Origin of the sequence: Streptomyces sp. NPDC047869 (assembly GCF_040704065.1) — a bacterium.
Classification (GTDB): domain Bacteria; phylum Actinomycetota; class Actinomycetes; order Streptomycetales; family Streptomycetaceae; genus Streptomyces.
Genome location: NZ_JBEYRK010000011.1, coordinates 47,811 through 67,565, shown reverse-complemented (window position 1 = coordinate 67,565; position 19,755 = coordinate 47,811). Strand labels below are relative to the sequence as shown.

At 71.2% G+C, this 19,755-nt stretch carries 15 protein-coding genes; 8 read left to right on the top strand and 7 right to left on the bottom strand.

The genetic code is table 11. From position 1 onward, the window contains the following. The first annotated feature begins 3 nt into the window (after positions 1-3). The 4 genes from AB0924_RS16505 (at position 4) to AB0924_RS16490 (ending at position 4,454) form a co-directional block, all read left to right on the top strand. On the top strand, positions 4-564 hold the full coding sequence (locus tag AB0924_RS16505) for a toxin (RefSeq protein ID WP_358933723.1): 561 nt from the start codon (positions 4-6) through the stop codon (positions 562-564). Next, positions 561-1,736, top strand: coding sequence for a hypothetical protein (locus AB0924_RS16500; protein WP_358933721.1), 1,176 nt, complete (start codon positions 561-563; stop codon positions 1,734-1,736). The genes AB0924_RS16505 and AB0924_RS16500 overlap by 4 nt, the downstream gene beginning before the upstream one ends. 76 nt (positions 1,737-1,812) lie before the next feature. Next, on the top strand, positions 1,813-2,967 hold the full coding sequence (locus tag AB0924_RS16495) for an MAB_1171c family putative transporter (RefSeq protein WP_358933719.1): 1,155 nt from the start codon (positions 1,813-1,815) through the stop codon (positions 2,965-2,967). Positions 2,968-2,999: 32 nt separating this feature from the next. Continuing rightward, positions 3,000-4,454, top strand: coding sequence for an FAD-dependent monooxygenase (locus AB0924_RS16490; RefSeq protein WP_366911742.1), 1,455 nt, complete (start codon positions 3,000-3,002; stop codon positions 4,452-4,454). A 49-nt stretch (positions 4,455-4,503) separates the two neighbouring features. On the opposite strand, the gene AB0924_RS16485 is transcribed toward AB0924_RS16490, so the two are convergent. The 3 genes from AB0924_RS16485 to ctaD form a co-directional block, all read right to left on the bottom strand. Further along, positions 4,504-5,343 (bottom strand): MBL fold metallo-hydrolase, encoded by an 840-nt coding sequence (locus AB0924_RS16485; RefSeq protein WP_366911741.1) that lies wholly within the window; start codon positions 5,341-5,343, stop codon positions 4,504-4,506. 189 nt (positions 5,344-5,532) lie between these two features. Next, a complete protein-coding gene (locus AB0924_RS16480; RefSeq protein ID WP_358933714.1) occupies positions 5,533-5,910 on the bottom strand; it encodes a hypothetical protein in 378 nt (125 codons plus the stop codon). Continuing rightward, complete coding sequence (ctaD, locus tag AB0924_RS16475; protein WP_358933712.1) at positions 5,907-7,637, bottom strand: cytochrome c oxidase subunit I; 1,731 nt, start codon at positions 7,635-7,637, stop codon at positions 5,907-5,909. The genes AB0924_RS16480 and ctaD overlap by 4 nt, the downstream gene beginning before the upstream one ends. 335 nt (positions 7,638-7,972) lie before the next feature. On the opposite strand from ctaD, the gene AB0924_RS16470 reads away from it, so the two are divergent. Continuing rightward, the gene (locus AB0924_RS16470) at positions 7,973-8,896 is read left to right on the top strand and encodes a YihY/virulence factor BrkB family protein (protein WP_358933710.1); all 924 of its coding nucleotides are present in this window, start codon (positions 7,973-7,975) and stop codon (positions 8,894-8,896) included. Between the two features lie 198 nt (positions 8,897-9,094). Here the strand turns inward: AB0924_RS16470 and rox are convergent, their stop codons facing one another. Next, positions 9,095-10,522: a rifampin monooxygenase gene (gene rox / locus AB0924_RS16465; protein WP_366911740.1), complete on the bottom strand. Its 1,428-nt coding sequence runs from the start codon at positions 10,520-10,522 to the stop codon at positions 9,095-9,097. 348 nt (positions 10,523-10,870) lie between these two features. On the opposite strand from rox, the gene AB0924_RS16460 reads away from it, so the two are divergent. After that, positions 10,871-13,162 carry a GH92 family glycosyl hydrolase gene (locus AB0924_RS16460; RefSeq protein WP_366911845.1) on the top strand — a complete coding sequence of 764 codons (2,292 nt, stop codon included), beginning with the start codon at positions 10,871-10,873 and terminating at the stop codon, positions 13,160-13,162. Positions 13,163-13,215: 53 nt separating this feature from the next. Here the strand turns inward: AB0924_RS16460 and lpdA are convergent, their stop codons facing one another. Next, positions 13,216-14,628, bottom strand: a complete 1,413-nt coding sequence (lpdA, locus tag AB0924_RS16455) for a dihydrolipoyl dehydrogenase (RefSeq protein WP_358933704.1) — start codon at positions 14,626-14,628, stop codon at positions 13,216-13,218. Positions 14,629-14,770: 142 nt separating this feature from the next. Next, positions 14,771-16,981 (bottom strand): FUSC family protein, encoded by a 2,211-nt coding sequence (locus AB0924_RS16450; RefSeq protein ID WP_366911739.1) that lies wholly within the window; start codon positions 16,979-16,981, stop codon positions 14,771-14,773. A gap of 209 nt (positions 16,982-17,190) precedes the next feature. On the opposite strand from AB0924_RS16450, the gene AB0924_RS16445 reads away from it, so the two are divergent. Continuing rightward, positions 17,191-17,406: a hypothetical protein gene (locus AB0924_RS16445; protein ID WP_358933700.1), complete on the top strand. Its 216-nt coding sequence runs from the start codon at positions 17,191-17,193 to the stop codon at positions 17,404-17,406. Between the two features lie 42 nt (positions 17,407-17,448). On the opposite strand, the gene AB0924_RS16440 is transcribed toward AB0924_RS16445, so the two are convergent. Next, positions 17,449-18,327 carry a restriction endonuclease gene (locus AB0924_RS16440; RefSeq protein ID WP_366911738.1) on the bottom strand — a complete coding sequence of 293 codons (879 nt, stop codon included), beginning with the start codon at positions 18,325-18,327 and terminating at the stop codon, positions 17,449-17,451. Positions 18,328-18,585: 258 nt separating this feature from the next. Between AB0924_RS16440 and AB0924_RS16435 the strand changes: the two genes are divergently transcribed. Beyond that, complete coding sequence (locus AB0924_RS16435) at positions 18,586-19,740, top strand: glutathione-independent formaldehyde dehydrogenase (protein WP_366911737.1); 1,155 nt, start codon at positions 18,586-18,588, stop codon at positions 19,738-19,740. Positions 19,741-19,755: the final 15 nt, after the last annotated feature.

The following is a 19,755-nucleotide window of genomic DNA, read 5'->3' as shown; positions in this document are numbered from 1 at the left end:
GAGATGCGTCAGCTCGCGGCGACCCTCATCGACCCCATTCGGGAGAGGCTCAGGGCCACCACCGGAGCGGGCGAAGGCCCTCCCGGTGACGGGGCGGTCCTGCATCCCGAGGACCTGTTCGATGCCCTGGTCGAGTCCGCCAGGCAGTGGCGCGGCGACCGCAGGCTGGAGGTGCACCGTGTGCCCATCCCCCGCGAGTTCAAGGCGACGGGGATGTGGCTGGAGCGCACGGACAGGGACGACGTCATCATCGAGCAGGGCGCCGAGGTCTGGCACCAGGCGCAGATACTCGGTCACGAGTTGTGGCACATGCGGCAGCGCGACGGCTTCGGCGTCCAGCAGCCGGCCGCCGGGGGTTGCGGCCCCCTGGAAGCAGGCCATGCGCACGGCACCCAGCCCGCCGCCGCGCGTTCCCGTTTCGACGACGATCCGGAGAAAGAGGCCGAGTTGTTCGGAATCCGGGTCGGCCAGCAGATGCGGGCGCTGATGGAGCGGGACGTCATCACCGGCGAGACGGCCCGCCGTATCGCCGACGCTCTCAACTATCGGGGAAACCGGAAATGAGCGGGGCGATAAATTACATCAGCTGCGGTCTGCTGTGGGTCGGCCTACTGGCCAAGCTGCCGGATCTGATCCGGCACCGCGGCGAACTCTCCCAGCGCGCCATCAACGGGGTCCTGGCCTTCGCGTCGCTGTGCTTCCTGTTCGGGGCGCCTCCCTCGGTCGGGGTGATCAACCGGGTCAGCGGAGTGCCCAACCTGGCCGCCCCGCTCACCTACGTCTCGGTCACCGCGTACAGCGCTTCGCTGCTGATCCTGATCGCCTGCTGGCGCGGCGGCCCGGCGGTGCGGCGGACGACACGACGCTGGATGTACGGCTACGCGGCCGTTCTCGCCGGTATCGCCGCCCTGTTCGCGCTGGGGACGACACCGCGGGAACGGCGCACCGACTTCGACACGTACTACGCGACGACGCCCTGGATCGCCGAGATGGTCGTCCTGTACCTGGTCGCCCACCTGGCCGCCGTGACGGTCAGCGCCCTGTGGGCGCTTCGCTGGGCCTTCGAGGCGGAGGTGCGCAAGCGGCCCTGGCTGCGGGCCAGTCTGCTGACGATCGGCACCGGCACGGTGATCACCGCCGGGTACAGCGTCTCGAAGCTGATCGCCGTCGTCGCGCGGTGGTCGGGCCGGGACTGGCCGGTGCTCGCCACGTCCGTGCCGCCCGTCTGCGCCGGTCTGGGGGCACTGCTGACGGTGGCCGGGGTCCTGCTGCCGATGGCCGGCTACCACCTGTCGGCGTGGCGCGACTTCTTCCGGCTCGCGTCCCTGGACGCAGCCCTGGACCCCGTCCTCCGCGACCGTGCCCTGCGAGTGGAGCGGCCCCGCTCCCCCTTCCTGTGGGGCACCTGGCGCCGGAGCACCATCCTCAACGGTCTCCACGCGCTCGAGACGCTCTTCGACACCCGGCTCTTCGACGAGGTCCATGACGCGGAGCTCACGAGGACGGGCGACCGGGAGAGGGCCGTGTCCGCGGCGTGGGCCGCCACCATAGCGGCGGCCGCGCAGCGAAGTGCCCAGCCCGTACTCGAACCCGTCGGCGCGCCCACCCGGCTGTCGCACCCCCGCGACTCCGAGGCCCTGGTCCTGATCGCCGACGCCCTGAAGAAGTCCGCGCGCGTGACGCGGACGGCCACCCACATCACACGCGGGGCCGGACCGGCCCGGCCCCGCGTGTGACGACGACATCGCCCATCCCCCCATTCTCACCCGTCCCCCCACACAGCAAGAGGACCTGAACGGAGTCCCCCACCCCATGAGTCTTGTCGTGTATACGGCGGCTTTCCTTCTGGCCCTGGCCGCCATGCTGCTTCGCCGACCACGCACGACTCCCCGCTCACCGCTGACCGTCGCCACCCGGGCCACCACGTTCCTCGCCGCCGTCTGCTTCGTCTGGGCGGCCCCGGTGACCCTCGCGGCGGTCAACCACGCCACCGGCATCCCCAATGTCGGCGCCCCGCTCACCTACGGCTCGATCTCCGCCTTCAGCTGCTCGCTGATCATCCTGCTGATCCACTGGAGAGGCGGACCCCAGGAGCGGATACGGCGCATGGTCAGGATGACGGTCGCGGTCTACGGGACGCTCGTCGTCGCCATCGTCGTGCTGTTCGCCCTCGCGGACGCGCGCACGGAGCGGCTCACCGATCTGGACACCTACTACGCGAACACCCCGTACATGAGGGAGATGATCACTCTCTACCTGGTGGGGCACCTGACGAGCACCATCGTGCTGAGCGCCGTGTGCCTGAAGTGGGCGCGTGACGAGGTCACCGGCCTGCTACGGATCGGGCTCAGGCTGATCCTCGCGGGTCTGCTGGTCGACACCCTGGGGTTCACGCTCACCAAGGTCATCGCGGTCGCCGCGCGCTGGCTCGGGTACGACCTGGACGTCCTGTCGACCACCGTGGCGCCCCCCGCCGCCGCCCTCGGTGCCCTGATCTACTCCGCCGGCTTCGTCCTGCCGCGCCTCGCGTCCGCCGCCGCGGCGGAGCGGCAGAGCCTGGCCACCTACCGCGCGCTGAAGCCTCTGTGGCCGGCGGTGAAGGACGTGGCGACGGCACCGAGGGCGGAACCGACCTGGTGGCAGTTGTGGTGGCAACTGCCGAGCTACCGCCTCTACCTGCTCGAGGCGAACATCCGTGACGCCCTGCTGCAGCTCACGGCGCACTTCGACCAGCGGGTCGGCCACACCGCGTACGCGGCGGCCGTCCAGCGCGGCGAGCGGCAGGACAGGGCACGTGCCGCATCGGAGGAGGCGATGATCATGGATGGGTTACGCCGTGTGTCGGGCAAGGGCGCCGGGCCCGCCGATCCACCGGAGAAGTTCCGCATCACCATCGATCTGGTTGAGCTGGCGAACACCGTGCACCGCCTCCACAAGGCGGCGCCGGAGCGAATAGGCACCCAGTGACGCCGTTTCACGACCATTACGAGGAGAGCCCGTTGCCGCACAAAGCTGTCGTGATCGGGGCCGGTACGGCCGGACTGGTGGCCGCAGCAGCGCTGTCCCTGGCGGAACCCACGCTGCAGGTCCATGTGCTCGACCGGGACGAGCTGCCCCAAGGACCCGACAACCGGCGTGGCGTCCCGCAGGGACGGCACGCCCATCTGCTCATGGCCGGCGGCCTGTCCGCGATGGAGGCGCTGTTCCCCCTCAGCGTGCGCGACCGCCTGCTGAAGGCGGGGGCGCACGAGATCGCGCTCGGCAACGGGATGCTGGCCCTCACTCCGGACGGCGGCTGGTTCCACCGGTGGAAGCGCAGCGGCCCGCACATGATCACCTGCACCCGCGCGCTGACCGACTGGGTCCTGCGGCAGATCCTCCTCGAGACCCGGGCCAACGTGTCCGTCCATCAGGCGAGCGTCGAGGGGTTCCTCGGTGACGCCCGGCAGGTCCGCGGTGTCCGTCTCGGCCAGGAGGCGGAGCACGGGCTGGGCCGCGAGCTGGCGGCGGACATCGTCGTCGACGCGAGCGGCCGCGGCTCGGGCAGCCTCGCCTGGCTGGCCGGCATCGGCATCACCGGCGTCGAGGAGAAGAAGATCGACTCCGGTCTCACCAACGCCACCCGGATCTACCGGACCCCGCCGGGTGCCGAATCGTTCCCGCTGACCTTGGTGCAGGCGAACCCGTACGACGGCCGGCCCGGCCGCAGCGCCATGGTCCTGCCCATCGAGGGCAACCGGTGGATGGTCAGCGCGGCCGGCACCCGGGGCGGTGAACCGCCCCGCGACCCCGAGGGCTTCCTGCGTTACGCCCTCGACCTGCCGCACCCCATCATCGGCCACCTCATCTCCGGTGCCGAGCCCCTCACCGACGTGGCGGTCAGCCGGGGCAACAGCACGGACAACAACCGCCGGTACTTCGAGAAGGCCGGCCAGTGGCCCGAGCGGCTGATCGTCCTCGGCGACGCCCTGGCGACCTTCAACCCGGCCTACGGACAGGGCATGTCGGTGGCGGCGCTGGGCGCCCAGGTCCTGGCCCAGGAAGTCCAGCGGCACGGCCTCACCGGCACCGGCCTGTCCCGGCGCGTCCTGCGTGGTGCGGCCCGCCATGTCGACACGGCCTGGTCGACCGCCGTCGGCGTGGACGTCCTCTACCCGGGCGTCCTCGGCGCCCAGCCGAAAGCCGCCGACCGGGCCGCCGCCTGGTACACGAACCGGCTGACCCGAGCCGCGACCGGGACCTACGAAGCGGCCTCGGCGCTGTGGGACGTCACCAGCCTCACCGCGCCCGCCACCCGCGCGCTGCGGCCCAGGGCCCTGCTCGCGGCCCTCACCGGGCCGGCCCTCCCCCGGACGCTGGAGCCCCCGCTGCAGCCCTCGGAGCGGCGGATACTCGACCAGCTCACCGGCGCCGCGCGCCGGCCGACCGAATACCGGCCCAGTCACACCTCATGACCGGCCCCCACCCCGCGCCGGGGGGCGCCCGCCCGCGGTCCCGGAGATCTCAACGGACGGTGTGCCGGTCGCCGCGGGGTGCCAATCGTGCATGCCGGCCACGGGGGCAGTGCACGAGCCGCTCGTCGAGCCCCAGCCCGCGCACCTCGGCCAGGAAGTCCTCCAGCGGGGAGCGGAAGACCGTGTAGTCGTCGTAATGCACGGGCAGGACGTGCCGGTAGTCCAGGCGCCGGGCGAGCTCGGCCCCCTGGGCGCCGTCCATGGTGACCACGAAGCCCCCGGGGAGCTGGGTGCCGCCCAGGTGGAGTACGGCCAGGTCGGCGGCGGGGAAACGCCGGGCGATTTCCTCCAGGCCGTCGTACAGGAGGGTGTCGCCCGAGATGTACAGCCGCACCTCTACCGGGCCGCCGGCGGGGCCGAATTCCAGCATGCTGCCCATGACGGGCGGCAGCAGACCGCGCAGCACGGGCCGCAGGGCGTGGCGACCGGGCAGGGAGGTCACCCGGACCTGTGCGCCGCCCCGCTCCAGGACGCAGCTCTCCCAGGTGCGCAGGCCTCCCGCCCTGCCGAACCCCTGGAAGGTGCGCAGCCGGCGTGCGGCGTGCGGCGTGGTGACGATGGGCACCGACCGGTCGAGGTGGCTCCTGGCCCTGCGGTCCCAGTGGTCCCCGTGCAGGTGGGAGAGGACGACGCCGTCCAGGCGGGGCAGGTCCGCCGCGTCCAGGGCCGGCTCGGTGAGCCTGCGGCTGACCAGCCCGTACCCCAGATGTGCCCGCTCGCCGCGGTGCAGGAAGTTCGGGTCCGTCAGCAGTGCCAGGCCGCGGTATCGCAGCACGACCGTCGCGTTGCCGATGAAATGAAGGTCAACCGCATCGTCCATGTCGTCCATGGCTGTCCTCACCCGACGAGCCGAGCCCGTCTGTCCCGTCCAAGCCCTCTTCCACCGGCCCCGGGTTCCCATCGGCTCCCCGAGGCACACTATGGATCGGTGTCCGACGTCGGCGACAGCGGGTGACGACCGCGTCGCGACGACGCCTCGGCATGCCTGCGACCGTCCACTGACGCCGGCGAGGGCAGGTCAGCGGGTCGCGTACCACGCCAGGGTGTTCGCCGTGCCGGTGCAGGTGACGACGAAGCAGGCGGCCATGGCGTGGCGCCGGATCAGGGTCCGGCGCAGTTCGCGGTAACGGGCCTCGTATTCGCCGCGCAGGCGTTTGGCACGGTCGGCCGTGGCCTGGAGCGCCTGGCGTGTCAGGCCGAGGCGTTGCTCGGTGTAGTGCTGGGTGAGGTCCTCGGCCTGGCCGGTGGTGAGCCAGGGCAGGCGGGCGCAGAGCGCCTCGGCCTCACGCTGGGCCTGCTCCAGTTCCGCGCGCAGGAGCAGGTAGCCCTCGACCTCGTTGGCGAGCGAGCCGTCCTGGTCGCCCCGGGGGGCGCCAGGACGGTTCGGCGATGTCACCGCTGGCCGCCCTCTGGCTCGACCACGTCACGCCGGCCGACATTGGCCTCGTGTTCGAGCTGGGCCACCTCGGGGTGGTGCAGGTCGAACGCCGGGGACTCGCTGCGGACCCGCGGCAGGGTGTAGAAGTTGTGCCGCGGCGGCGGGCAGGACGTCGCCCACTCCAGCGAGCGGCCGTAGCCCCACGGGTCGTCCACGCCGACCGGCTTGCCGTACCTGGCCGTCCTCCAGACGTTGTAGAGGAACGGCAGCATCGACAGGCCCAGCAGGAACGAGCTGATGCTCGAGATCGTGTTGAGGGCGGTGAAGCCGTCGGCCGCCAGGTAGTCGGCGTAGCGGCGCGGCATGCCCTCGGCGCCCAGCCAGTGCTGGACCAGGAAGGTGCCGTGGAAGCCGACGAACAGGGTCCAGAAGGTGATCTTCCCCAGGCGCTCGTCCAGCAGCTTGCCCGTGAACTTCGGCCACCAGAAGTGGAAGCCCGCGAACATCGCGAAGACGACCGTTCCGAAGACCACGTAGTGGAAGTGGGCCACCACGAAGTACGAGTCGGACACGTGGAAGTCCATGGGCGGTGAGGCGAGGATGACGCCGGTCAGACCGCCGAAGAGGAAGGTGACGAGAAAGCCCACCGCCCACAGCATCGGCGTCTCGAAGGACAGGGAGCCCTGCCACATGGTGCCGATCCAGTTGAAGAACTTCACACCGGTCGGCACGGCGATCAGGAACGTCATGAAGGAGAAGAACGGCAGCAGTACCGCACCGGTGACGAACATGTGGTGTGCCCACACCGTCACCGACAGGCCGGCGATCGCGATGGTCGCGGCCACCAGGCCCATGTAGCCGAAGACCGGCTTGCGGGAGAACACCGGGAGGATCTCGGTGACGATGCCGAAGAACGGCAGGGCGATGATGTAGACCTCTGGATGGCCGAAGAACCAGAAGAGGTGCTGCCACAGGATGGGGCCGCCGTTGGCCGCGTCGTACACATGGGCACCGAAGATGCGGTCCGCGGCCAGGGCGAACAGCGCGGCCGCCAGCACGGGGAAGGCGAACAGGACCAGGACGGCGGTCAGCAGCACGTTCCACGTGAAGATCGGCATGCGGAACATGGTCATGCCCGGGGCGCGCATGCAGATGATCGTGGTGATGAAGTTGACCGCGCCCAGGATGGTGCCGAAGCCGGAGAAGGCGAGACCCAGGATCCACAGGTTCGCACCCAGGCCCGGCGACCGGACCGCGTCCGACAGCGGGCTGTAGGCGAACCAGCCGAAGTCGGCGGCGCCCTGCGGCGTGAGGAAACCGCCCACCGCGATGAGCGAGCCGAACAGGTAGAGCCAGTAGGCGAACATGTTCAGCCGCGGGAACGCCACATCCGGGGCGCCGATCTGCAGCGGCATGATCCAGTTGGTGAATCCGGCGAACAGCGGGGTGGCGAACATCAGCAGCATCACGGTGCCGTGCATCGTGAAGAGCTGGTTGTACTGCTCGTTCGAGACGATCTGCAGGCCGGGCCGGGCCAGCTCGGCCCGGATGATCAGCGCCATCACCCCGCCGGCCAGGAAGAACAGGAACGACGTCGACAGATACAGCGTGCCGATCGTCTTGTGGTCGGTGGTCGTCAGCCATCTGACCACCACGTTGCCGGGCTGCTTGCGTCTGACCGGCAGCTCGTTCTCGTACGAGTCCTCGGCCGCCGCTGCTCCGGGAGGTTCGTTGAGGATGCTCACAGGTTGGATGCTCCCGATGTCGCGGTTCGCGTTGCCAGTCGGCCCCCATCCTCGCCGCGACAAACGTGGGAATTCGCCTTGACCGGCCGAATACACGGCCAATGGGATGACATTCGCCCTCTAAGGGAGTATGTCCGCCGTACGCGCGTTGCCGTGAGAACGCGGCGGACGCCCGGGCCCCCCGGGCATCGGACCAGGTCACCGAGGGCCTGCTGATAGCCTTCGGCGACCGTGACCGAGCAGGACAGGTCAGCGCACCCGGACCTTGGAAGAGATGTTGACCTCGCGCACAGCAGTCATCCTGCGCATCGGCCGCCGGTTCCACCTGATGCCGCATGTCCGCTGACCTGCGCCCTGCCCGGCGACCGGGCCGCATCCGCGGCGGCCTGCGCGGGCCGGCCCGCGACTGGTGGCCGGCCCTGCGCCGGACACCGGTGACGATGTGGAACGACGACCTCACCGACTACGCCGCCGCGCTGACCTACTACGCGATTTTGGCGGTCCTGCCGTCCCTGCTGGTCACCGTCCTCGCCTTCGGTCTGGTCAGCCCCAGCACCGCCGCGGAGTTCATCGCCCACGTCACGCACTACGCGCCCGGCCAGTCGGGCGCCGAGCTCCACGGCGTGCTCGCCGGTGTGCTCAGGCGGCACTCCACGACCTGGACGCTGATGGCGGCGGGCGCCGTCAGCGCGCTGTGGTCGGCCTGCAGTTACCTGGCCGTCTTCCGCCGCGCCCTGCACGGCATGTACCGCATCCCCGACAGCCGCTCACCCTGGCGCAAGGCGCACCGCATCGTGGCGACCGCCCTGGTCCTGCTGGCTCTGCTCGTCGTCAGCGCCCTGGTGCTGATGCTGTCCGCGCCCGTCGCCGAACTCCTCGGCCGCCTGCTGCGCCTCGGCGGCACCGCGCAGCTCATCTGGGGCATCGCCCGCTGGCCGCTGCTGCTGTGTCTGGTGGCCGTGCTGGTCGTCGTGGTCTTCCACACCGGTCCCGCACCGGCCCGCCGAAGCCGCCACAGCCTGCCCGGCGGGGCCCTGGCCGCCGCGCTGTGGCTGACCGCCTCGGCCGGCTTCGCCCTGTACGCCGATGTGCTGGGCACCTACAGCCGGCTGTACGGCTCCCTCGCCGGCATCGTCGTCTTCCTCATCTGGCTCTGGCTGTCCAACCTCGCGCTGCTCGCCGGCGCGCAGTTCACCGCCGAACTCCACAAGGCGCAGGCCACCGGCCCCCTCCTGGGCGGCGACGCCTCCCGGGCCTGAACGCCGCACGGGTCCGCGACGCGTCACTCGTTCACGACATCCCGTTGCCGTTCTCCCGGCGGGGCCCAACACCGGGGCACGCCTGTCCCCCGCGGGGCCCGAGCCCTGACCGAGGAGCAGCTCGACACGGTCGGCCTCTCGCAGTATCCGTTGCTCCGCGACCTCCGGCGGAACCGCTCACCACCCCGGGGCAGGGCGTCAGTCGACGGGGGCGCCGAACCACTCGGGCAGCCGGCCGGCCAGATCCCGCTGGTCCTCGCCGGCCCAGGCCACGTGACCGTCGGGGCGCAGCAGCACCGCGGGGACGTCCAGCTCCTCGCTCACATCGACGACATGGTCGACCCGGTCCGCCCACCCGGCGACGGACAGCCGGCCGGTCTGGTCGAGCAGCAGCCCGCGTCCCGCGTGCATCAACGAGTACAGACGCCCTCGCTTCAGCCGCAGGTCCCGCAGCCGCCGGCCGAGCAGCCGATGTCCGTCACCGAAGTCGTACCGGATCCCGATGGCGGTGATCTTCTCCATCAGGCGGCGGTTAACCTCCTCGATGTCCATCAGTTCCGACATCAGCCGGCGCACCGCCCGGGCACCCGGCTCGGTGGACATCAGCTCCATCTGCGCGCGGGTGTTGTCCAGTACTTCGGCGGCCACCGGGTGCCGTTCGGTGTGGTAGCTGTCCAGCAGCCCTTCCGGTGCCCAGCCGTTCACCTCGGCGGCGAGCTTCCAGCCGAGGTTGAAGGCGTCCTGGATACCGAGGTTGAGGCCCTGCCCGCCGGTCGGCGGGTGGATGTGCGCTGCGTCGCCCGCCAGCAGTACCCGGCCGGTGCGATAGCGCTCGGCCAGCCGGGTGGCGTCGCCGAAGCGGGAGAGCCGGCGCGGTGAGTGCACGCCGAAGTCCGTGCCGGCGAAGGCGCGCAGTTGCCGTCTGAAGTCATCGAGGGTCGGCGGTTTCGAGCGGTCCTCGGCCACCCCGTCGGCGGGTACGACGACGCGGTACGCCCCGTCCCCGAGGGGCATCGCACCGAACCGCGTCTGTGTCCTGCGGACCTCGGCCACCACGGCGGCCAGCGTCTCCGGGGACACCGCCACCTCCATCTCTCCCAGCAGGGTCTCGGCCCTGGCGGGCTCGCCCGGGAAGCCGACACCGAGCAGCTTGCGCACCGTGCTGCGGCCGCCGTCGCAGCCGACGAGATAGCGTGAGCGCAGCCTTGTGCCGTCGGCCAGTTCGGCGGTCACCCCGTCGTCGTCCTGGGTCAGACCGACCAGTTCGCGGCCGCGCCGGATCTCGGTGCCCGCGTCGATGGCGTGCGCGGTCAGCAGGCGTTCGGTGTCCGTCTGCGGGATACCCAGGACGTAGGAGTGCGCGGTGTCCAGCCGGTCGGGCCAGGAGGTGCCCAGGCCCGCGAAGAAGCCGCCGGTCTCGAACTTCCTGCCGAGCGCGAGGAACCGCTCCAGCAGGCCGCGCTGGTCCATCACCTCGATGCTGCGCACGTGCAGACCGAGCGCGCGGACGAACGCGACCGGCTCCGGCTCCTTCTCCAGTACGAGCACCCGCACACCGTGCAGCCGTAGTTCGGCGGCCAGCATCAGGCCGGTCGGGCCGGCGCCCGAGATGATCACGTCGGTCATCAAGTCCCCCATGTTCGCGCAGCTCATGCCTTCGGCCGGGAATTCTGCGGCAGACAGGGGGCCTTGCCGCAAGGCCCCCTGTGCGCTATACGTTGAGAGTGGCAAGGAGCGCGATGACCTCCTTGCCTATTCCTTTTGCCGGCCGCCGCGGACGGTGTTCCTTCCCGGTCATGGAATGCGGGCTGTCGTCCGGCCTTCGTCGACACCCTTGACGCGTACACGTACAGCACAAAGAATGGGCGCGCTGTGCGATCTGACAACGTTGTCTGACCCCGGGAGGCGTACGCGCCCATGAGTGGGACTCATCCGCGCACGAGTTGGAGCCGAAGCCTACGCGGCGCGGGCACGATGGTCGCGGCGGCCGCGCTGATCGGCGCCGCCCTCGCCGCGCCCACGGCCCAGGCGGCCGCCGCACCGGACGGCCGACTGACCGATCTCGTCAATCCGTTCATCGGCACCCAGAACGAGGGCAACACCTACCCCGGCGCGGCCGTGCCCTTCGGGATGGTGCAACTGTCCCCGGACACCGGGCACAACACCGGTTACGACTACGCCCAGAACCACATCAGGGGCTTCTCGCTCGTCCATCTCTCGGGCGTCGGCTGCGGCCTGGGCGGTGACCTGCCCGTCCTGCCGACCACCGGCGACGTCACATCGACCGACTACGCCAAGTACCAGGCCGAGTTCAGCCACGACACGGAGCAGGCAAGCCCCGGGTACTACAAGGTCGGGCTGAAGACCGGCATCGAAGCGGAGCTGACGGCGACCGCGCGCACCGGTGTGCAGCGCTACACCTTCCCCGCCACCGACAAGGCCAACGTACTGCTCAACGCCGGTCAGTCGCTGCACCGGACGCTCTCCACCAAGGTCGAGGTCCTGGACGACCACACCGTGCGCACGGCGATCAACGGCAGCGGGTTCTGCCAGGACACCAAGCCGTACACGGTGTACACCATCACCCGGTTCGACCGCCCGTTCACCGCGTTCGGCACCTGGGACGGCGCCACGGTCAGCGACGGTTCGAAGAGCGGCCGGGACGGCGCGTACGTCCGCTTCGACACGAGCGAGGACCGGACCGTCGAGGCCACGACCGCCCTGTCGTACGTGGACGCCCACGGCGCCGCGCTCAACCTCCGGGCCGAGGGCGGGCGTTCGTTCCAGCAGGTGCACACCGCCGCCCGGCGCGCCTGGGAGGACCGGCTCGACGACGTGCGCGTGCGGGGCGGGAGCGAGACCCTGCGACGCACGTTCTACTCGTCGCTGTACCGGTCCTTCCTCGCCCCCAACATCGGCAGCGACACCGACGGCCGGTACACCGGCTGGGACCAGAAGATCCACCGTGCCCGGGACTTCACGTACTACCAGAACTGGTCCCTGTGGGACACCTACCGCACCCAGTCGCAGTTGCTGTCCCTGCTCGCGCCGCGTGAGGCGCGGGACATGGCGATATCGGTGATCCGGATCGACGAGGAGAGCGGCTGGCTGCCCAAGTGGGGCTACGGCACGGTCGAGACGAACATCATGACCGGCGACCCGGTCACCCCGTTCCTCACCAACGCCTATCAGCAGGGCCTGCTCAAGGGCTACGAGGACCGGGCCTACCGCGCCCTGAGGAAGAACGCCGACGGGGTGCCGCCGGCCGACTCGCCCGCGGTGGGACGGGAGGCCAACAAGGAGTACGCCGCGGACGGTTTCGCGCCCTATGTCAAGGGCCGCCCGCACGTGAAGCCGGGCGACTCGGACTACGACCACGGCGCCTCGGCGACCCTGGAGTATGCCCTGTCGGACGCGATGCTCGCCGAGATGGCCCGCGACCTCGGACATGACGCGGACGCCGCACGCTACGCGGCCCGGGCCCAGAACTACCGCCGGATCTTCGACTCCTCGACCGGCTTCTTCCGCGCGCGCGACGCCTCCGGCGCCTTCACCGGGCCGGCCGATCCGGCGCGGAGCGAGGGGTTCCACGAGGGCACGTCCTGGCAGTACCAGTGGCTCGTGCCGCAGGACCTGCCAGGCATGGTCGGCCTCATCGGCGGCAAGCAGGCGGCCAACGAGCGGCTGGACTCCTTCTTCGCCTACGACAAGCTGGTCAAGGACCCCGCCAAGACCGCCCGCGAGGTGTGGGTGAACGGCCCGTACGACTACTACAACGCGGACAAGTACAACCCGCAGAACGAGCCCGACCTCATCGCCCCGTACACCTATCTCTCGACCGGTCAGCCGTGGAAGACCACCGATGTGGTGCACGCCGCGCTGACCCTCTTCACGGACACCCCGACCGGCATGACCGGCAACGACGACCTCGGCACCATGTCCGCGTGGAACGTGCTGTCGTCGATCGGTGTCTTCCCGGTGCAGCCCGGCTACGACACCTGGGGCCTGTCCACGCCCGTCTTCGAGCGTGTCGACCTCACGCTGGACCGCCGCTACTACCCGCGCGGTTCGCTCACCGTGGCGGCGCCCGGCACCTCCGACGGCAGCCGCTACATCCAGTCGGCGCGCGTCGACGGCGCTCCGCACGGCCGCACCTATGTGACGACGCGTGAGCTGCGCGGCATGCGGTCGCTGGCGTTCACCGTCGGTGCCGAGCCGTCCGGATGGGGGACGGACGCCCAGGACGGGCCCCCGGCGCTGAACTGATTGGTGACAGAGGGGCCGTGGCCACGATCGCGGGATCGTGGCCACGGCCGCTCTCACATGTTGATCATGTGGCCGGCCAGGCCGTGCACGGCCTCCTTGACGGCCTCGCCCAGCGTCGGGTGGGCGTGCACGTTGCGCGCCACCTCATGGACCGTCAGGTCCCACTGCTGGGCCAGGGTCAGCTCGGGCAGCAGCTCGGTGACGTCCGGGCCGATGAGGTGGCCGCCGAGCAGCTCGCCGTACTTGGCGTCGCTGATCAGCTTCACGAAGCCCGTGGCGTCGCCGAGGCCGTGCGACTTGCCGTTCGCGGTGAAGGGGAACTTGGCGACCTTGACGTCGTGACCGAGCTCGCGGGCCTGGGCCTCGGTGTAGCCGAAGCTGGCGACCTGGGGCTGGCAGTAGGTCGCGCGCGGGATCATCGCGTAGTCGAGTTCCATGGTCTCCGCGTCGGCGAGGGTCTCGGCGGCGACGATGCCCATCGCCTCGGCGGCGTGCGCGAGCATCAGCTTGGCGGTGACGTCGCCGATGGCGAAGATGTGCGGAACGGAGGTGCGGCAGCGGCCGTCGACGTCGATCGCGCCGCGCTCGGTGACCCGTACGCCGATCTTGTCCAGGCCGTAGCCCTCGACGTTCGGGGCGAAGCCGATCGCCTGCAGGACCTTGTCGGCCTCCAGGACCTGCTGCGATCCGTCCTTGGCGGTGACGGTGACCCGCACCTGCGGGCCCGACTCGTCGATGGCGTCGACCCGGGTGGAGGTCAGCACGTCGATGCCCAGCTTGCGGTACTGGCGGGCGAGCTCGGCGGACACCTCGGCGTCCTCGAGCGGGGTCATGCGGTCCAGGAACTCGACGATGGTGACCTTCACGCCGTAGTTGTGCAGGACGTACGCGAACTCCACGCCGATCGCGCCTGCGCCCGCGATCACGATGGACTGCGGCAGTTCCTCCGCGAGGATCTGCTCCTCGTAGGTCACCACCCGGGAGGTGCGGCGGGTGCCGGGGAGCAGCTTGGGCGTGGCGCCGGTGGCGATGACGCAGTGGTCGAAGCCGATGGTGCGCGTCGAGCCGTCGTAACCCGCCACCTCCAGCGTGTGCGGGTCGAGGAAGGTGCCGCGGCCGTCGAACTCCGTGATCCCGTTCTTCTTCATCAGGTAGTGGACGCCCTTGACGCGGCCGTCGGCGACCTTGCGGCTGCGGCGGAAGGCCTCGCCGAAGTCGAAGGTGACCTGCCCGTCGACCTTGATGCCGAAGGTCTTCGCCTCGCGCGTGAAGATGTGCGCCAGTTCGGCGTTGCGCAGCAGCGCCTTGCTCGGGATGCATCCCACGTTCAGGCAGACACCGCCCCAGTACTTCTCCTCGACGACGGCGACGCGCTTGCCCAGCTGGGCGGCGCGGACAGCGGCGACATAGCCGCCGGGTCCCGCTCCGAGGACCACGACGTCGAAGCGTTCGTCCAGCTCGGACATGGGGGTTTCCCTTCCTGTGGAACGACTTTGGCGACCGGATGTGGGTGACCGGCCTCGAATGATCATCCATGCGCCCGGCCGGCTCCCGCAAGCGCTTCTTTCCTGACCGGCCGCCGCCGTAACGGAACGCGGGCGGATTTCGTCAGTCGCGGGTTCGTGCCGCGGTCATCGCCGCCGGCTCGGGCGCGGGGCCGGTGCGTGGGATGCGGGCCAGGTCGGTCATCAGGGCGCTCAGCCAGGAGACGGTCGCGTAGTACAGGCGGGGCGCGCCGGGCGGCTCCGTGGTGAACCCGGCGAGGGCGGGGTCGAGGCGGGGCACCGGTGCGGCCGGGGTGTCGCTCCCGGGGTCGAGCGCCGCCGAGACGAGCAGCATCCGCCCGGCCACCCGGTCCCCGAGTCCGGCGGCCGACTCGGCGGCGGCCGGGCCCAGCGCGGCGGGCGGCGGTTCCAGCAGCCGTTCGGATCCCCACAGCGTGTGGTGTCCGGCGATGAGGGTGACCTGCCAGTCCACCGTGGGCAGCGCCGCCCCTCTCCCCCGGCCCCCGAAGAGCGTCGGCTCGCTCTGGAACTGGGCGTACGCCGACTCCGCGAGGATGACCGCCTGGTGCAGCGAGCGGTGGCCGGACACCGCGAGCGGCGCGGCGGCCACCGCGCCGCCGGCCGCCACGTCGGCACTGGTCGCCACCACGATCTCGGCCGCCCTGCGCAGGAGTTCCGCCGCCGCGTGGCGCAACTCGTCGTGGGCGCCGCGGGGCCAGGCGAGCAGGCCGAACACCGCTCCGATCGCGCTGCCGACCAGCACGTCCAGCAGGCGGACCTCGGCCAGCCGCCAGGTCGGCGGCGCGAGCTGGGCGAAGACCAGGGCGACGAGCACCGTGAACAGGCCCTGTGCCCAGCCGACGCCCTTGACCGGGCCCAGGGTGAAGGCGAGGAGCATCCAGAGCGGGAGCACGGCGGCGTAGATCTCGGTGTGGCCGCCCACCAGGGTCAGCAGCGCGGCGGTCAGCAACGCCCCGGCCAGCGTGCCTCCGAGCGCCCGGCGGATGGTGCTCCAGGTCTCGTCCATGGTGGTCCGGGTGAGCGTGAGCGTGGCCAGCGTCGCCCAGAATCCGTGGGGCAGCGTGTCCACGCCCGCGATGAGCCGGGCGACGGTCAGGGCCAGGGCGATGCGCACCGCGTTCTGGAAGAAGACCGACCGGCGCCCGGCGTGGCCGCGCACCCGGTGCCACCACAGCCCCGGGGCCCGGCTCGTGGCGTACCAGAAGCGGCCCGGCGGCACCGGCACCGACGCCCGCCGGCCACGAACCGCGAGGTCGGCCGCCGTGGCCATGGCCAGCGCGGCATCGGCGATCTCCAGTACGGCGGCGTGCCGGCGCAGTACGGCGGGCGGGAAGACCGGCGGGGGCGTGCCGCCCGTGGCAGCGGCCACGGCGGGCACGGGGCCGGCGGACGTGGCCGACAGACGGGCGCGGGCCGCAGCCAGTTCCTCGTAGGCGGCCACGGGCGCCGGCCCCGATCCGAGGCGCTTCGCGGCCCCGGTCGACAGGCCCGCCACCGCGCACAGCACGGCGGTCACCCGGGGGCCCTGACCGTCGCCGGGCGGGGCGGTCAGTTGTGCCAGCCGGCTGAGCAGGGTACGGGTGGCCAGGCCGGTATGGGCGAGGGCACGGTCGCGCAGCCCCGGCCCGGCGGGGCGTTCCGCCTCCGGGACGGTCAGGGGCCGCAGGGCCGCGCCGGCCTCCCGGGCGGCCCCGCTGTCCGTGCCGGTGAGGGCGTACGGGGGCACGGCCAGCAGGGTCGCGCAGTGGGCCGCGGTCCGTGCGGCGAGGGCGGCCCGCTCCCGGTACGACGGCGGTGCCGGCTCGGGGAGGAGCAGCGCCTCGGCGGCGATGAGCAGGGCCAGCCCCGTCGTCGTACCGATCAGGCGTTCACCGAGCGAGCCGGGATCGTACGGCGGGAAGGAGGGCAGGATGTAGAGCAGTTGCAGGCCGGGAGCCGCGCCGGCCGGGCGGGGGCCGCCCACGGCCGTGAAGGCCAGGGCGAAGCCCACGATCAGCATGCCGGCGACGGCGCTCCAGGTCCGCACCGACAGACAGGTGCCGGCGATCACCAGCAGCCAGCAAACCGGCAGCACGCGCAGTCCCGTCGCGGCCCGCTGCCGTCCGGTGCCGGGGATCCTGGACAGTCCGCCCAGCGCCACGGCGGAGAACAGGGCGTACGTCGCCGCGACGGGGAGGCCCAGGCCGTAGCGGAAGAGGAAGAACCCTGCCGCGGCGACCAGCGTCGCGCGTACCGCTCGGCGGCCCGAGGCGGCGTAGGCCGCGGGGATCCGGCCGAATGGGGCACCACACACGCTTACAGAATCCCGCACCGTCCGGTACCCGGCACGTGCGGCGGCCGGGGTGCCCGCCGTGAGGCGGGCGGCGTGCCGGCCGGGAGGAGGGGACGGGCCGGTGGCGGGGCCATCAGGGTGGTCGCAGGCCGTGTCGGGCGTCCGGCACGGGACCCGTTGGCCATGCTGGAGCGCGAGCTGCCCCCTTCCCGGCGAACAAGGAGCACGGTATGCCGACGGACCCGGTGGGACGTTTCCTCGCGGCCCTCGACCCGGAGCACCGGGAGGCCGTGGCCGCCAGGCCCCGCGAGGAGCAGGAGCGGCTCGCGGCGGCCTGGGAATGGGAGCTGGAGGCGGACACCGAGCTCGACACCCTCGACGAGCTGTCCCCGCCGGCCGCGGAGGCCGAGGCGGCCCGGCGCGTCCTGGAGTCCGGAACCGACTAGCGGAGGCGTCCTCGGCACCCCGGTGTACTCAGCCGCCGCCCCTCAGACGCCGGGTTCCGCGAGATCCCAGGGGCAGGGTCCGGTGCCGTCGGACCAGGCACTCAGCTTCGCGCCGTTGACGCACAGGATTCCGCACTGCTGGGCGTACTCGAGGGCCGGTGCCGTGAAGTCGCTCGTGGTGACGACCACCGCTATGTCGGCCTCGTGGACGGTGAAGCAGGTACCGCCGAAGCGCTGCATGTCCTGCGAGCCCACCTTGTTGGTGTCGCAGTAGCGCTTGCACTGGATGACCACGCGCCGGCCGTCCGGGGTGACCGCGGTGACGTCCGCGCCCAGGTCGCCGGCGCCGCCCACGACTTCCACCTGCCCGCAGTCGTCACGTGCGCACAGGTCGGCTATGGCCTGTTCGAAGGCGTCGGGGTCGAGCTCGGCGTGATCGACCACGTCGTCGAGGGGGACGGTCGCCTCCTCACCACCGAGCCCGAGCGGCCCGGCGCCGGGGTACGTGGCTTCCGGACCGAAGTTCTCGGCCTCGCTCGGTACGTCGGCCGGTACGGCCGGCGACGCGGCCACCGTCATCCGCACCGACTCGGCCGGGGCCGGAGCCGGTGCGGGGTCGCAGAGCGTGTCGGTGGCCTTCTCGGCCGCCGCCTCCAGGGTCTCGGTGGCACGGCGCGCACATCTCGCGACGGAAAGACGCCGCCACCGGGACCTGCACATGAGCGCCACCGCGAGGCTCACCATGGCCAGTGAACAGGCCCAGAACGGACGGCGTTCGACGATGCCGACAACGGTACGGGCGACGAAGCTCATGACGCACAGAATGATCGCGAGCAGGCCGAAGAACATGGCGGTCGTACGCAGATCGAAGCGCCGCCGGTCACGGGCGACGGGGCGGAAAGGGCGCGCGGGGACGGTCATGCTGGGCTTCCCTCCGGAGGACGACGACGAAGATCACCCGGCTACGCGTGCCCAAGATCGTCGACTTAAACGGTGGTTGAGGGCCTTGGAGGGCGTGCCTTTGCGGATCGGGCCGGGCGGGCGTTTGCTGGAAGTGTTCAGCAGCGGGGCGAGGACTCCGCGGGGACCACGAGGCGCGGCCCGCAGGGTTGCCTGCCCGGGTGCCCTCCGGAGCGGCCCGCCGCCGCCGTCCGGCGTTCGACGCGGAGGTGACCGAAGGTGAAAGCCGTCGTCTATGAGAAGCCCTTCACCGTGGCGGTGAAGGACGTTGACGATCCGCAGATACAGCACCCGAACGACGTGATCGTACGGGTCACGTCGACCGCGATCTGCGGGTCCGACCTGCACATGTACGAGGGCCGTACGGCCGCGCAAGCCGGCATCATCTTCGGCCACGAGAACCTCGGCATCGTCGAGGAGGTCGGCAGCGGCGTGGTCTCCCTCTCCAAGGGCGACCGGGTCGTGATGCCGTTCAACGTGGCCTGCGGGTTCTGCAAGAACTGTCTCGCCGGGAAGACCGGGTTCTGCCTGACGGTGAATCCCGGGTTCGCGGGCGGAGCGTACGGCTACGTCGCGATGGGGCCCTACCCCGGTGGGCAGGCGGAGCGGCTGCGGGTCCCGTTCGCCGACTTCAACTGCCTGAAGCTGCCGCCGGGCGACGAGTTCGAGACGGACTTCGTGCTGCTCGCCGACATCTTCCCGACCGGGTACCACGGCTGCGAGCTGGCGAAGGTGTCGCCCGGTGACTCCGTGGCCGTGTTCGGTGCCGGTCCGGTCGGCCTGATGGCCGCCTACTCGGCACTGCTGCGCGGTGCGTCCAAGGTCTTCTCGGTGGACCGGGTGCCCGAGCGGCTCGCCAAGGCGGAGGAGATCGGGGCCATACCCATCGACTTCACCAAGGGCGACCCGGCCGAGCAGATCAAGGAGCAAACCGCGGGCGAGGGGACCGACAAGGGCGTGGACGCCGTCGGGTACCAGGCCACGTCCCACAGGGACGTCAGCCACGAGGAGCCCGCCGTCGTCCTCAACACCCTGGTCGAGACGGTACGGCCCACCGGCCTGCTCGGCGTGCCCGGCCTGTACGTGCCGTCCGACCCGGGCGCACCCGACGAGCACGCCAAGCACGGCCAGTTGCTGGTCTCCATCGGCCGGATGTTCGAGAAGGGCCAGCAGATGGGCACCGGTCAGTGCAACGTCAAGCTGTACAACCGCCAGTTGCGCGACATGATCATCGCCGGGCGCGCCAAGCCCAGTTTCGTGGTCTCGCACGAGCTGCCGCTCGAGGACGCGCCTGTGGCGTACGAGAAGTTCGACAAGCGGATCGAGGGTTACACGAAGGTCGTGCTGCACCCGGGCCACGCGCTGGCGGCATGACGTGACTCAGGGTCC